General features: G+C 70.7%; 12 protein-coding genes. 4 read left to right on the top strand and 8 right to left on the bottom strand.

Annotated features, from left to right (window positions below; all coding sequences use genetic code 11):
- Positions 1 to 13: 13 nt before the first annotated feature.
- The 5 genes from BN1555_RS19420 to BN1555_RS19440 all read right to left on the bottom strand — a co-directional run bounded on the left by BN1555_RS19420 (position 14) and on the right by BN1555_RS19440 (position 6,277).
- Entirely contained in the window at positions 14 to 259 is a 246-nt protein-coding gene (locus tag BN1555_RS19420; RefSeq protein WP_093800567.1) for a hypothetical protein, read from the bottom strand.
- 126 nt (positions 260 to 385) lie between these two features.
- A complete protein-coding gene (locus tag BN1555_RS19425; RefSeq protein WP_255306095.1) occupies positions 386 to 1,924 on the bottom strand; it encodes an LCP family protein in 1,539 nt (512 codons plus the stop codon).
- A 183-nt stretch (positions 1,925 to 2,107) separates the two neighbouring features.
- Positions 2,108 to 3,874 carry an LCP family protein gene (locus tag BN1555_RS19430; protein WP_093800569.1) on the bottom strand — a complete coding sequence of 589 codons (1,767 nt, stop codon included), beginning with the start codon at positions 3,872 to 3,874 and terminating at the stop codon, positions 2,108 to 2,110.
- Between the two features lie 217 nt (positions 3,875 to 4,091).
- Positions 4,092 to 5,348, bottom strand: coding sequence for an LCP family protein (locus tag BN1555_RS19435; RefSeq protein WP_255306096.1), 1,257 nt, complete (start codon positions 5,346 to 5,348; stop codon positions 4,092 to 4,094).
- Between the two features lie 164 nt (positions 5,349 to 5,512).
- Positions 5,513 to 6,277 (bottom strand): TIGR03089 family protein, encoded by a 765-nt coding sequence (locus tag BN1555_RS19440; RefSeq protein ID WP_093800571.1) that lies wholly within the window; start codon positions 6,275 to 6,277, stop codon positions 5,513 to 5,515.
- A gap of 137 nt (positions 6,278 to 6,414) precedes the next feature.
- Here BN1555_RS19440 and BN1555_RS19445 point away from each other — a divergent pair, with 137 nt between their 5' ends.
- The 3 genes from BN1555_RS19445 (at position 6,415) to BN1555_RS19455 (ending at position 9,965) form a co-directional block, all read left to right on the top strand.
- A complete protein-coding gene (locus tag BN1555_RS19445; RefSeq protein WP_093803505.1) occupies positions 6,415 to 7,791 on the top strand; it encodes a peptidoglycan recognition protein family protein in 1,377 nt (458 codons plus the stop codon).
- Positions 7,792 to 7,876: 85 nt separating this feature from the next.
- Complete coding sequence (locus tag BN1555_RS19450) at positions 7,877 to 8,959, top strand: mannose-1-phosphate guanylyltransferase (protein WP_093800572.1); 1,083 nt, start codon at positions 7,877 to 7,879, stop codon at positions 8,957 to 8,959.
- Between the two features lie 73 nt (positions 8,960 to 9,032).
- Positions 9,033 to 9,965, top strand: coding sequence for a DNA-3-methyladenine glycosylase family protein (locus tag BN1555_RS19455; RefSeq protein WP_255306097.1), 933 nt, complete (start codon positions 9,033 to 9,035; stop codon positions 9,963 to 9,965).
- A 279-nt stretch (positions 9,966 to 10,244) separates the two neighbouring features.
- On the opposite strand, the gene BN1555_RS19460 is transcribed toward BN1555_RS19455, so the two are convergent.
- Genes BN1555_RS19460 through BN1555_RS19470 form a run of 3 tightly spaced genes read right to left on the bottom strand, consistent with a single transcriptional unit; the run spans position 10,245 to position 13,103 of the window.
- Positions 10,245 to 11,618, bottom strand: a complete 1,374-nt coding sequence (locus BN1555_RS19460) for a coenzyme F420-0:L-glutamate ligase (protein ID WP_093800574.1) — start codon at positions 11,616 to 11,618, stop codon at positions 10,245 to 10,247.
- Complete coding sequence (cofD, locus tag BN1555_RS19465) at positions 11,615 to 12,571, bottom strand: 2-phospho-L-lactate transferase (protein WP_093800575.1); 957 nt, start codon at positions 12,569 to 12,571, stop codon at positions 11,615 to 11,617. Before cofD ends, BN1555_RS19460 begins: the two co-directional genes overlap by 4 nt.
- A 13-nt stretch (positions 12,572 to 12,584) precedes the next feature.
- Positions 12,585 to 13,103, bottom strand: coding sequence for a cysteine dioxygenase (locus BN1555_RS19470; protein ID WP_093800576.1), 519 nt, complete (start codon positions 13,101 to 13,103; stop codon positions 12,585 to 12,587).
- A 671-nt stretch (positions 13,104 to 13,774) separates the two neighbouring features.
- Here BN1555_RS19470 and BN1555_RS19475 point away from each other — a divergent pair.
- Entirely contained in the window at positions 13,775 to 14,038 is a 264-nt protein-coding gene (locus BN1555_RS19475; RefSeq protein ID WP_028810740.1) for a WhiB family transcriptional regulator, read from the top strand.
- Positions 14,039 to 14,061 lie beyond the last annotated feature (23 nt).

Genomic DNA, 14,061 nt, shown 5'->3' on the forward strand with positions numbered 1-14,061 from the left:
GATCAGCCGCGCATCACTCGCGTGTCACTCGCAGCGGAACCGTCCGGGGGCCGGCCCGCGGTACCGCGTCCGGCGTGCCGACCCGGTGGACGGGGGTCTCGGCGACCGGCGGACCGCTGCCGGCCGGTTGGCCGACCGAGCCGGCCGGGCTGCCGTAGCGGGCACAGGCAGCGGCCGCCGGAGCCGCGGTGGCGAAGGGCACCACGAAGCCGAGGCCGGGCACGACGGCGAGCCGGCGGCCGAACCCGTGCTTCTTCACGGAGGGTTGGTCCGGTGGGGCCGGCAGCCCCTGGAGGTGGAACCGCCGGCGCCGTTCGGGCGACCCGTGCGTGCGTACGTGCGGTGGGCCGTGGCGCCGGCCGCCGGACCCCGGAGCCCGGCCGGGTCAGTCGGACCAGACGAAGCCGGGCTGTACCTTCATGCAGGCGCCGGTGTCGTCGCCGCTCAGCGCGCGGGCGGACTTGAGGGTCTCTTCCTTGTCCTTGCCGTCGTCCTCCGCCGCGGACTCGGGGTACGTACTGCCGGTACGCCAGTCCGCGCCCACGACGAGCGTGACCCCCGAGACCTCGGTGGACCTCTTTGCCGAACTCACCGGCAGCCCAAGCGACTTGGCGACCGCCTGGGCGTCGCCCTCCAGGTCGACGCTCGGGAAGTACACCGTCGTCCGCTCCTGCGGGGTGCGCTGGGCGTCGGCCTCCGCCTGCGTGAACCCCTTCTCCGTCAGGACGTCGACGACTTCGGTGGCGCGCCCCGCCGCCGCTCCGAGAGCGGCCGTGTAGGTGCCGTTCCGCACCATCACGCCGATCTCCGCGTCGGGCGCGGCCGGGTCCTCGGAGACCTTCGGCTTCTGCTTCTCCGAGTCCCTGCCGTCCAGCGGGGTGTCCTCGCGGACCATCTTGAAGAGCAGCTCGGCCTCGTCCGGCTTGGGAAGGACCCTGCTGCCCTCCGGCACCGACGGCATGGTGGTCATGGTGATCCGGGCCGTCGGGACCTTCTTGAGCTCCTCGCCCAGGTCGTACAGCTTCTTGACGGTGTCCAGCTCTTCGTCGACGACGAGCGCCCGGGTGGCGGCCTCGGCGAGCTTGCGCAGCTTGTTCGGCTCGCTGAGCTCGGTCCTCTTGAGCTCGCGGACCATCGAGTTCATGTACATGTGCTGGCCGTGGGCGCGGGCGAGGTCGGTGCCGTCCTCGAAGCCGTAACGGGTGCGCAGCCACTGGAGGGCCTTCTCGCCCTTGATGTAGGTCGTCCCCTTCTTCAGCTCCAGGCCCGAGCCCTCCCCCTTGCTGTTGCGGGAGCGGACGTTGTCGCTGACGCAGACGGGAACGCCGCCGATGGCGTCCGCCATGGAGACCACACCGGAGAAGTCGATCATCATGAAGTGGTCGATGGTGATGCCGGTCAGCATGTGCCAGGTGGCGACCGTGCACCCCGGACCGCCGCGTCCGAGGCTCTCGTTGGTCATCCTCGGCCTCGTCGTCTCCGGGTAGACCTCGCCGGTTTCCGGGTCCGTGCACCGGGGCATCTTCAGCAGTGTGTCGCGCGGCATGCTGATCACCGAGATGTTGCTGCGGTCGGCGGAGACGTGCACCAGCATCTGCACGTCGGCGAGCGGCGTGCTGTCGAAGGTGCTCCTGGCACCGCCGAGACGCTTGTTCTCGTCGGAGTTACGCGCGTCCGAGCCGATGAGCAGAATGTTGAGCGGGGTCTGGCCTGCGGCGTTGGCCTTGTGCTCAGCCATCGGCTGGTCGCCGAGATTCAGTTTTTCCCGCTTCAGGTTGTTGTTGAGGTGACGGTAGTAGAGGTATCCGGCGCCGGCCGTGCCGAGTATCAGCAGGGACAGCACGGAGGCGATCCAGCGCAGTGTCCGCCGCTTGCCGCTGCCGCGCCGCCGGGGCGGCCCCGTGCCGGCGGCGGCCGTGCTCACCGGATCCGGCGGTGCACCGCCTCTGTCCCCGGCCCCCTCCGGCCCGTCCTCGTACGGGCTGTCGTCCTCACTCCGGTCACCGGTGTCCCGGGCATCTCGCCGTGTCCCCGCCCCGCGCACGCTGTTCTGTCCCACCCCTGGCCCCTGCTGTTCAGGCGCGCCGCATCATCCGGTGACCCGGTTTCACTTGGCGCAGATCTTCTTGTCTGCTTCGACCTTGTCGACGTTCTCGGGCGGCTTCACCGGGCCGGCGATGGGTACCCCTTCCCCCTTGAAGTCGGCACCCAGGGTCAGGACCATCGCCTGCATCTCCCCGGCGTCCTCGGTGTCCTTCTTGAGCGCCCCGGCGGGCAGGCCCATCAGGTCCGCGAGCTTGCGCGCCTGGTCGGCCTGGTTCGGCGCGTACTCAAGAGTGGTCTTGGCGATCTTCTCCGGGGCGTTGCTCTTGTTCGTGGACTTGAGCACGCCCTTCTGGACCTGCAGCCAGTTGAGGGTCCTCTGCGCGGCCCCGGGGGTGTCGCTGCCGTTGTAGACGTCGACCCGCACCTCGGACGCCTGGGCCCGCGCGCCCTTGAGCAGGGCCGCCTGCTTGCTCTTGGCGGCCTTCTCCTTCTTCTTCACCTCGGTGAAGGAGACGTCGTTCTGCAGTGCGCTGAAGACCTCCGGCGCTTTGACGGGGTCCACGACGACGGTCGCCTTGACCGTCTCGGCGGGATTGTCGATCACGGGGATCGTCATGAAGGTGATGTTCTTGAGGTTGATCTTGCCGAGTTCCTGGGCGAGACCGGTCAGTTCGGGAATGCCGGCGATCTCCTTGTTCACGGTGAGCGCCTTGGTCGCCGCGTCCGCGAGGTCGAGCATCCTCTTCGGGCTGCCGAGGGTGTCTTCCTTCATCTTGCGGATCATCGAGGCGATGAACTGCTGCTGCATCTTGATCCGGTCGAGATCGCTCTCGTTGCCGAGGCCGTGCCGGTTCCGGACGAAGGCGAGAGCCTCCTCGCCCTCGATGCTGTGGTTTCCGGCCGGCAGGTCGAGCTTGGAGTAGTTGTCGTCCTTGATGGGCTTCGACAGGCAGACGTCCACGCCGCCGATCGCCGTGGTCAGTGTCTTGACCGCGTTGAAGTCGGCCATCATGAAGTGGTGGATCGGGAGCCCGGTGATCGCCGAGACCGTGCGCATGGTGCACCCCGGATCCCGGCCGCTCACTCCGAAGCTCTCGTTGAACTTCGTGTACTTCTTGCCCGGAATGACCTTGTCCGTGCCATCCGGCTGTTTGGTGAGGCAGTCGGGAATGTCCGTCTTGAGGTCCCGGGGAATGCTCAGCGCGGTCGCGTTGGTGCGGTCCTCGGAGACGTGGAAGAGGAACGTCGTGTCGGCGTGGCCGGTGGTGTTCTGCCGGTCTCCGTAGTCTTCGTTGCCCTCGCCGGTCCGGATGTCCGTGCCGATGATCAGAATGTTGATCGGCCCGTCCTTCAGGCTGCCGCCGTTGGCCGCGTCACCCACGTCGACCGAGTTGATGTTCCCGTTGAGGCGGTCGTACACGAGGTAGGCGCCGACCGAGACGCCGACGAGCACGAAGCCCATGACGCCGCCGGTCCACAGCAGCGCCTTCTTCTTGCCGGGCTTCTTCGCCTTGCGCTTGCGGCGGCCGGCCTGCGGGGCGGCCCCTTCGCCGCCGGAGTCGCGTGAACCTCCCGCACCGCGCGAGCCGTTCGCACCGCGCGAGCCGTTCGCGGCCCGCCGGCTGCGCTGCGCCGGGACCTCGCGCCGGGGCGCGGCGGTCCGTTCACGGGCCTGTGCTCTCGACGGGGCTTTCCGGGCCCGGGGCGCCGCGGGCGATTGCCCAGCGGATTGCTCCAGTCGCAATTCGTAATGACCGGTCTCCGGGTTGAGCACCCACTGGTCAGCGGGATCGATTTCTTCCGCCCGCCCACGGTTTTGCGCATCCACGGTTGCTTGAGTCCTCCGTCGGGTGCGACACGAGGCGCCTCCCCCAGGCACCCGGTCGTTCATTCCAGCAGTGCGACCTCAGGGCCGGAAGCACCGGATCGCGTCACACTATCTGCCCAGTTCAGCGCGCAGCGACGTCCGTGACAAATTCCACGCCCCTTACAACTGGGCAATACGCCCAATCTGTTCTGTTGCCGGTCATGCCTTGGGTATGGTTTTACTCGCACGTGCCGACGGCGGCATTGCTCCCGGTGAAAGTGGGTGCCGGAGTCGGTCCGGGCGAATCCGGGCCGTCCGGCTTCCCGGCGTTCTTCCCGGCGGGGGCTCCGTCTTCCTGGTCCCCCTCCTCCGCGCCCGCCGGCACGACCGAGACGGGCGCGTCCTCACGCAGCCGCTTGAACAGACGGCCGGCGTCCGGCTCGACGAGCTCGTCACGATTGGGGTCGTACGTGTACGGCCGGCGCGGCACGGTCAGGAACTGCACCCGCTCGGTCGGAATGTCCCGCATGCCGCGCACCAGGTCGTACAGATCCCTGAGCGAGTCGAGCCCGGGATCGGTGGTGAGGGACTTCGTCGCCGCGTCCAGCACCGGGTAGAGCCTGGTCGGATTGAGCAGTACGCCGTTGCTCTGCACCTTGTTCACCAGCGCGCCCAGGAACTTCTGCTGGCGGTCCATGCGTTCGGTGTCGCTGCCGTCGCCGACGGTTTTGCGGGCCCGTACGTAGCCGAGGGCCTGCTCGCCGTCGAGCTTCTGGAGGCCCTTGTCCAGCCGGAGGAGGGCGTCGTCGTCGTCGATCGGTTCCTTGACGCAGATCTCGACACCGTCCACCGCGTCGACCATCCCCTTGAACCCCGCGAAGTCGATCACCATGTGGTGGTCCACGCGGATGCCGGTGAGCCGCTCGACCGTACGGATCGTGCACGCCGTACCACCGAGCTCGAACGCCGAGTTGAACTGCGCGAACCGCTTCTTCGTGCGGGTGCCGTCGGGCTTGCGGCAGCTGGGGATGTGCACCATCAGGTCACGCGGCAGCGAGACGGCTGTCGCGCTCCCGCGGTCCGCGGCGAGGTGCAGCAGGATCGTCGTGTCGGAGCGCTGGGTGCCCTCGTCCGGACCGTACTTGCGGTTGTCCTTGCCGGAGCGGGTGTCGGACCCGATGAGCAGGATGTTCTGGGCGCCCAGCGCGATGGACGCGGGGCGTTCCTTCTCGTACGTCTCCAGCTCGGCGGCGGCGCCGGTGTCCGTGGTGATGTTGTCGTCGAGCTTCCGGTAGATCCACCAGCCGGCGCCGGCCGCGACGAGGAGGAGGAAGGAGACACCGAGAGCGGCCCAATGGAGCCAGCGCCGCCTGCCGTCGGCGCCGGCCCCGGTCTCCCCGTCCGCGCCCCCGGCCGCACCTTCCGTGACCCGGTCCTCGGCCTCGCCCCCGGCCGGGCTGTCCGGTTCGGAGGGCGTGCCAGCACTGTCGGTCACGTCTGCGTCCATCCTTCACGGAGTCGGCGGCGCGCTGGGCCGCCGGTCGCAGGGGTAGACGGCTGAACCTCGCGCTTGGTTGTGCGGTGCGTACCGTCGATCATCCACCGGAGCCGGCGCTCCGCCCCGGGGGCTCGGCAGCCGGTGGGCCGGACGAGTGGCCCTCAGGGTGCTTGTCGTACCGCCGTGTTGGTGACCCGCTCGCTCTCGGCCCGCTGGGCGAGACCCTCCTCGGAGAGCTGCCCGAGGTGCCGGCACAGCACCACGGAACCGCCGGAGGCGAGCGGTGCGAACAGCCCCGAGGACAGCCCCTCCCAGGTGTCGTACGCCAGCCCCGACAGCAGCCGCGCCCCGGGGCCGAGCCCGAGAGCCCTCGCGTCGGCGCGCGCCCGGTCGACCACCTCCGCGGCCGTCAGTTCCGTACCGTCGACCCGCAGAGCGGGCCCGTCCGGGTCGACGGGGGCGTACGGCGCGAAACGGTCGCCCTGCCCCGGCACCTCGACGGCGTAGTCCGCGAATCCGGCGGGCGGCTGCGGGAAGCGGCCGCCCAAGGGGCGCAGGGCGAGCGCCACACGCTCCCCGCCGCAGGCCCGCGCCTCCTCCAGCGTGTCGGGTCCCGTCACCACGACATCGGCGCCGGCCGGGTCGCCGCCGACGTCGGCGACCACGCCGACCGAGGAGCAGGCGAGGAGCCAGACCGCGGTCTGCCAGTGCGGGGGCAGCAGCAGCGCGAGCCGGTCGCCCGGGGCCGCGGCGAGGTCGCCCTGGAGCAGATTGGCGGTCTTGGCCACCCAATTGGCGAAGGTGGCGACGGACAGTTCCACGCGTTCGCCCGTGGCGTCGTCGTAGAAGGTGACCAGAGGGCGGGCCGGATCCGCGGCGAGCGCGGATCGCAGCAGGTCGGCGGGGGTGCGATCGGTGGCGTTCACCGCGCAAGAGTACGCCGCGCCCGCGCCCGGACGCCGTGGAGCCCGGGGCGGGCGCGGTCGGCCGTACCCCGCCGGACCGATGAGCCGTCAAATGCTCAAATGGACATATTTATATGGTTATGCACAAGATCTACACCATGCGTGCATTCCTTGCTTCCGCGATCGGAGTCGCGTGCGCCGCCGCTCTGGTCCTGCCCACCGGCGCCGTGGCCGCCTCCGCCACGACCGCCCCCGCCACCGAACCCGCCCCCGCGCCACCCGGCTCCACCCAGTCGCTGCCCCTCGCGCCACTGGTGCCGGAGGGCCCCGGGACCGACCGGGCCGCAGGCACCGCCCCGCGCGGCCTGCCACCCCGCGACGTCAGACCGTTCTCCCTGGTCGGGGTCGTCTGGGACGACGCCGAAGCCGAACTTCACGGCACGGTCCAGGTCCGTACCCGCGCCACCGGGGCAGCCGGCTGGTCCGGCTGGCAGGACGTCGAGACCCACAACCACGACCACGCCGCCGACTTGGGTACGGCGGAGCGCGAGGCGGATAAGGTCCGCGGCTCGACCGCGCCCCTGTGGGTCGGCGACAGTGACGGTGTGGAGGTGCGGGTACACCCCGAGGAGGCCGACGGCGTACGCGCCGACACCCCCACTCCGCTCCCGGGCGGCCTGCGCCTCGAACTGGTCGACCCCGGCGACGACCCCCCTGCCGGCTCCCGCGACGACGACACCACCACCAACACCGAAGCCGAGACCGACGCCATCGACGACCCCCGGACCACCACCACCGTCGTCCTGTCCGCCGAGGAAGCCGCCAGCTCCGCGGTCAACGCCGACCTCGCACCGCTCGGTGCCGCCGAAGTGCCCGCCCTGAGCCGGGCGGAGACGGAAGAGGAAGTCGCCTTCCTCGGATCGAAGCCGCATATCGGACCGCGCCCGCGCATCGTCACGCGCAAGGGGTGGGGCGCGGACGAGAAGCTCCGCCAGCGCAGCTTCGTCTACACCAAGCGCGTCAAGGCGGCCTTCGTGCACCACAGCGCGACCGGGAACAACTACACCTGCTCGCAAGCGCCCTCAGTCCTGCGCAGTATCTACCGCTACCACGTCAAGAGCAGCGGCTGGCGCGACTTCGGCTACAACTTCGCCATCGACAAGTGCGGAAACATCTACGAAGGCCGGGCAGGAGGTGTGGCCAAGCCGGTCTTGGGGGCGCACACTCTCGGTTTCAACACCAACAGCACGGGCATCGCCGTTCTCGGGACGTACAGCAAGTCGAAACCACCCACCGCCGTCGTGAACGCGGTTGCCCGCCTCACCGCCTGGAAGCTCGGCCTGTACGGCGCGGATCCGCGCGCGAAGACCACGCTCAAGTCCGGTGGCGGAAACCGTTACAAGAAGGGCACCAACGTCAAGCTCAACGTCATCTCCGGACACCGGGACGGGTACGTGACCGACTGCCCCGGAAACCGTCTCTACAGCAAGCTCGGCGCGACCCGGACCGCCTCGGCCCGTCTCCAGGGACGCTGACCGCCGCCCGGGGTACATCGAACGGTCTGCATACACTGGCCTGCCCGTACCCCGGCCGGCCCCAGCAGGAAGCAGAGACGACAAGGTGACTGAAGCGATCCTCCTGGTCGGCGGCAAGGGCACCCGGTTGCGCCCGCTCACCGTGCACACACCGAAGCCGATGGTCCCGGCGGCGGGCGTGCCCTTCCTCACCCACCAGCTGGCCCGCGCCCGGGCGGCCGGAGTCGAACACATCGTCCTCGCGACCTCGTACCTCGCCGAGGTCTTCGAACCGTACTTCGGCGACGGATCCGACCTCGGCCTGCACCTGGAGTACGTCACCGAAGAAGAACCGCTCGGCACCGGCGGCGCCATCCGCAACGTGGCCTCGCGCCTCCGCTCGGCCCCCGGCGACCCGGTCCTGATCTTCAACGGCGACATCCTCACGGGCCTCGACATCGGCGCCCTCGTCTCCACCCACACGGCCTCGGGCGCGGACGTCTCGTTGCACCTCACCCGGGTCGAGGACCCCAGGGCCTTCGGCCTGGTCCCCACCGACTCCACGGGCCGGGTGACGGCGTTCCTGGAAAAACCCCAGACCCCCGAGGAGATCGTCACCGACCAGATCAACGCGGGCGCGTACGTCTTCCGCCGCTCGGTCATCGACACGATCCCCACGGGCCGCCCCGTCTCCGTGGAGCGCGAGACCTTCCCCGGCCTCCTCTCCTCCGGAGCGCACCTCCAGGGCATGGTCGACTCGACGTACTGGCTGGACCTGGGCACCCCGCAGGCCTTCGTCCGCGGCTCCGCCGACCTGGTCATGGGCCGCGCCCCGTCCCCGGCCGTGCCGGGCCGCTGCGGAGACCGCCTGGTCCTGCCGACCGCCTCCGTCGCCACGGACGCGAAACTGACCGGCGGCACGGTCGTGGGGGAGGGCGCGGTGGTCGGCGAGGGCGCCCGCATCGACGGCAGCGCCCTTCTTCCCCACTCCGTGATCGAGCCGGGCGCGGTGATCACCGACTCCCTCGTCGGCGCGGGCGCGAGGATAGGCGCCCGTACGGTCCTCTCCGGCGCGGTGATCGGCGACGGCGCGACGGTGGGGGCGGACAACGAGCTGCGCGAGGGCGTACGGGTGTGGTGCGGCGCGTCCCTCCCCGACGCCTCGCTCCGTTTCTCGTCGGACCAGTAACGCCGCTCCACTGGGTCCGGGACGGACCTCGATGCCCGTAGGCTCGAAGTCCATCCCGGACCCGAGGACCCCCATGCCAGGCCGAGCCGCCCCCACCACCGCGGGGATCACCCGCACGTGGACACCACCGGGGCCACTGGACCTCGGACTGGTGCTCGGTCCGCTGCGGCGCGGACCGGCCGACCCCGCCTTCCGCGCACCCCTCGACGGCTCCTTCTGGCGCACCAGCAGGACGCCCGAGGGCCCCGGCACCCTCCACCTCGCCGCACGCCACGGCGCGGTGGAGGCGACAGCCTGGGGCCGGGGAGCGGACTGGCTCCTGGACCGGCTTCCCTGCCTCCTCGGAGCGTCCGACGACCCGTCCGCCTTCGTGCCGCGCCACCGCCTTCTCGCCGAGACGCAGCGCCGCCGCCCCGGCCTGCGCCTCGGCCGCACCGGCCTGGTCCTCGAATCGCTGATCCCCTCCGTCCTGGAGCAGAAGGTCACCACGGACGAGGCGTACCGGGCGTGGCGCCTGCTGCTCCGCAAGTACGGAGAACCGGCCCCGGGCCCGGTGAAGGGCATGCACGTCATGCCCGCCCCCCGCACCTGGTCGCTGATCCCCTCCTGGGAGTGGCACCGCGCGGGCGTCGACAGCAAGCGCTCCTCGACGATCCTGCGGGCGGTACGCGTGGCTGGCCGCCTGGAGGAGGCCGCAGCCATGGCACCGGAGGACGCCGCGGCCCGCCTGCGACTCGTCCCGGGCATCGGCCCCTGGACTGCGGCGGAAACCCTGCAACGCAGCAACGGAGCCCCCGACGCGGTGACGGTCGGCGACCTCCACCTGCCGGGTACGGTCGGCTACGCCCTGGCGGGCAACCGCGACGCGGACGACGCGGCCATGCTCGAACTCCTGGCGCCGTACGCGGGCCAGCGCCACCGGGCGACCCGCCTGATCCTTCTCTCCGGCCGGACCCCGCCCCGTCGGGCTCCCCGCATGGCCCCGCGCGACATAGCCCGCCTCTGACCGGCATCCCACCCCACGCACGGCACGGCACCGCCCCGGGGCCCCGCGCTCGCCCCGCCTCGCGTGACACGGTGCCGGGAGGGGCCGCCGCGTCGGGGCGTTCCCCGCAGGGCGTCGAACACAAGCCGCCCGGACGCTCCACCTCCCGGACGTCCGGCACCCGAGGAGACAGCCTCGGGACGGCACCGGCCCAGTGGCCCCCGTGACCGCCCCGCGCTGCCTCACGCACCGCCCTGTCCCACCCCGCCCCGGCGGCCCCGCACCCCGCGCCGGCCCGCCTCAGCGCACCTCGACGAACGCCGCCGCATCCCGCGCCGCCCGCTCCTTCGGCGGGGCCGCGGCATGGCCCACCGCGACCGCGCCCATCGGGTCCCAGTCCTCCGGCAGCCCCAGCACGTCCCGCACCACCTCACGGCAGAACATCGTCGACGAAACCCACGCCGACCCCAGCCGTTCGCCCGCCAGCGCCACCAGGAAGTTCTGCACACCCGCGCCGGCCGCGACCACGAACATCTCCCGCTCCGCCGCGTCGCGACGCGCGTCCCCGTACACGTGCGCGCCGTCCGTCACCAGGCACGGCACCACCAGATACGGCGCCCTGCGCAGCACGTCCCCCCGCCGCACCCGCTTGGCGACGGACTCCTCCGACTTCCCGTCGGCCCGCAGGTCCGCGACCCAGGCGTCCCGCATCGCGTCGAGCAGAGCCACCCGCGCCGTCTCCGACTCGACCAGCACGAAGCGCCAGGGCGTCGTATGGTGCGGCGCTGGCGCCGTCACAGCCGCCGCGACCGCGCGACGCACCGCGCCCGGATCCACGGGTTCGTCGGTGAAGTCCCGAACCGTACGCCGCAGTGTCACCGCTTCCCGCACCGCCTCCGACGTCCCGAGCCGGAACATGTCGTCGGCCGCCGTCCGGACCAGAGCCCGCCCGCCACCGTCACCGCCGGAGTCCCCGCCGGTCAGATGCGAAAGCCCCCGCACCACCGCGACCGGCAGCCCCTCCGCCTTCCCCTTCACCAGATCGCCCGCCGCCGCGAGTTCGTCCCCGACGGCGACGACCGTCACGTTCAGCGGATTGCCGTACGCGTCGGTCCCGCCCCGCAGGTCGTCCAGCACCCGGACCCCGGCGGCTCCGATCGCGACATCGGTCAGGCCGTTGCGCCAGGGCCGCCCGAAGGTGTCCGTAACGACGACACCCACGTCCACCCCGAGCGTGTCCCGCAGCCCGTCCCGGATCAGCCGCGCCGAAGCGTCCGGATCCTCGGGCAGCAACAGCACGGTCCCGGCGGCCGTGTTGGACGCGTCGACACCGGCCGCGGCCATGACGAGCCCCTGCCGGTTCTCGACGATACGGAGCGCTCCGCGCCGCGCGACCACCCGTACGGTCTCGGCGTCGATCGCCGCCTCGCGGTCGGCCGCCTCCACGACGCGGCCCTCCGCCTTGCTGACGATCTTCGAAGTGACGAGCAGGACGTCGCCGTCGACGAGCCCGGGTTCCGCGTCCGCGATCAGCTTGGCGAGGTCGTCCCCGGCCCGCACCTCCGGAATCCCGGCCGGCGCCCACACCCGGCAGGCCGGGGCCGTCCCGGAACCGACCCCGGCCCCGACCCCAGCCCCGGCCCCGGAACCACGCCCAGGCCCCGGCGCACTCACGCCCGTACCTCCTCGGCCAGCTCCAGCGCCTCCCGGGCCATCGCGGCCGTGGCCTCGACACCGGTCATCATCAGCGGAACGGCCCGGCACCGGATCCCCGCGCTCTCCACGTCCTCGACCGTGCCCGCGTCCACCGTGTCGACGAGCCACCCGTCGAGCAGCCCGGACCCGTAGTGCCGGGCGACAGCGGCAGCGGTCGACTCGACACCCACCGCGGCCAGCATCTTGTCGGCCATGCCCCGCACGGGCGCGTCCCCGACGATCGGCGAGAGCCCGACCACCGGCACCCCCGCGTCGGCGATCGCCTCACGGACGCCGGGCACGGCCAGGATGGTCCCGATGCTCACCACGGGATTGGACGGCGGAAAGAGAATCACGTCGGCCTCGCCGATGGCCTCCAGAACCCCCGGCGCCGGTTTCGCCTGCTCCGCACCCACCGGCACGACGGCCTGCGCGTCCACCGACGCGCGCAGCTTCACCCAGTACTCCTGGAAGTGGACGGCCTTCCGCTCCCCGTCCACCTCGACAGCGACGTGCGTCTCGATCCGGTCGTCGGACATGGGCAGCAGCCGCACCCCCGGCTGCCACCGCTCGCACAGCGCTTCCGTCACGGCGCTCAGCGGATAGCCCGCGCCGAGCATCTGCGTACGGACGATGTGCGTCGCGAAGTCACGGTCGCCGAGCCCGAACCACTCGGGCCCCACGCCGTACGCCGCGAGTTCGCTCTTCACCTGGAAGGTCTCGTCCGCACGCCCCCAGCCCTGCTCCTCGTTGATGCCACCACCGAGGGTGTACATCACGGTGTCGAGGTCGGGGCAGACCTTGAGCCCGAACAGATGAATGTCGTCACCGGTGTTGCCGATGACGGTGATGTCCGCGTCAGGCGCGGCCGACTTGAGGCCGCGGAGGAAGCGAGCGCCACCGATACCGCCTGCCAGAACCACAATGCGCATGCACAGCAGTCTGTCAGGCAGGAACGGCATCCTGAGCCGCCGGGGAGCACTGGGCCGACTGGTCCGACTGCGCCGGACGCATCGGCATCTCGGTGAGTCCGGGGAAGTAGACGTGCAGGCTGACCGCCGGTTCCAGCGAGTCGTTGGTGACCTCGTGGACGTACCCGGGCGCGAACACCCGCTGCGCGCCCGCCCCCAGCGTGCGCCCCGCCCGCCCCGCCCGCTCGGTCAACTCGCCGTCGAGAACGGTCAGTACGCCGGACGAGAGGCCGTGGTCATGCATACCACTGCTCTGTCCGGGCACCCAGCTGAGCAGCCAGACCTCGTATCCGGGTCCGGTGCGCAGCCGGTGGTACCAGCGGGTGGTGGCGTCGTACGCGACGAGGTGCTCCCACTGGGCGCGGTCGGCGGCGATGGAGCGGGCGAGTCCGGCGAACTCGGCGACGGTGGCCGGGTGCTCACGGGCGGGCTGGAGGAGGTGCTGGACGGCGAGGATGTCGCCGGCGATCTGGAGGTCGCTGTCGCTGTTCATGGTGCGGGGGTTCCTCGGCATGAGTGCTGGGGTGTCGCAAGGGGAGAAGAGGCGGTGCGACGGGAGATGGCGCGAGTCGTCACACGACAGGTGGAGCGGGTGTTACGGAGAGTGAGCTGGAGCGCGGCGGCTTCAACAGCTGGAACAGCAACAGCGGGCCTGGACAGCGCAACGGAACCCACGGGTGTGGGTCCGAGGGAGCGCTGCGGTCGCTGGCATGCGCTCAAGAAGACCGGCTCGCTCACCCGCTGTCAACCCGGTGACCGATTTGGGGGAAATGTTTCACCTCATCCGGTTAATGGATGTGGGGAAAGGTTTGTGCGGCTCGCGGAGCGGAGAAGTGGCGCATCAACCGCGCGGGCAAACGTCGTCGAGGCGTTGTGGCCGGACTGTGATCCGGATCGCTTCCGCGGGTCGGCCGCAACAAGATCGAACCTCGCTGCATCTCCCCCGGACGAGGGGGCAGGAGTGGGCCGGTGGCATGTGTCGCGGTTTTTAGCGATTTGAACACTTTCCGCATAACTTTGGTTCCGCAGAGTGAATAACCGGCTCGATAGCAGATCTCGGCTTGACTGCCTCGGATCCGCACACTTGTAATTTCACTCGTGTCGTTCGGCCGAAAACGGCAACGACTACATCACGGGGAAGTAAAAGACAGACGAGGGGCGCACATGACCGAGCTGTTCCAGCAACTGCTGGTCGAGGACGCGGATGAGGAAATTGGCTGGCAGGAGCGTGCCCTGTGCGCCCAGACCGATCCCGAGTCCTTCTTTCCCGAGAAGGGCGGTTCCACCCGCGAGGCCAAAAAGGTCTGCCTCGCCTGTGAGGTCCGCTCCGAATGCCTTGAGTACGCGCTTTCAAATGATGAACGGTTCGGCATCTGGGGCGGCCTGTCCGAGCGTGAACGCCGACGACTGAAGAAGGCAGCCGTCTGACCGCTGTGCCTTACGCCTTATTG

It is taken from the genome of Streptomyces sp. Wb2n-11 (genome assembly GCF_001049855.1).
In the GTDB taxonomy this organism is placed as follows: Bacteria; Actinomycetota; Actinomycetes; order Streptomycetales; family Streptomycetaceae; genus Streptomyces; species Streptomyces altiplanensis.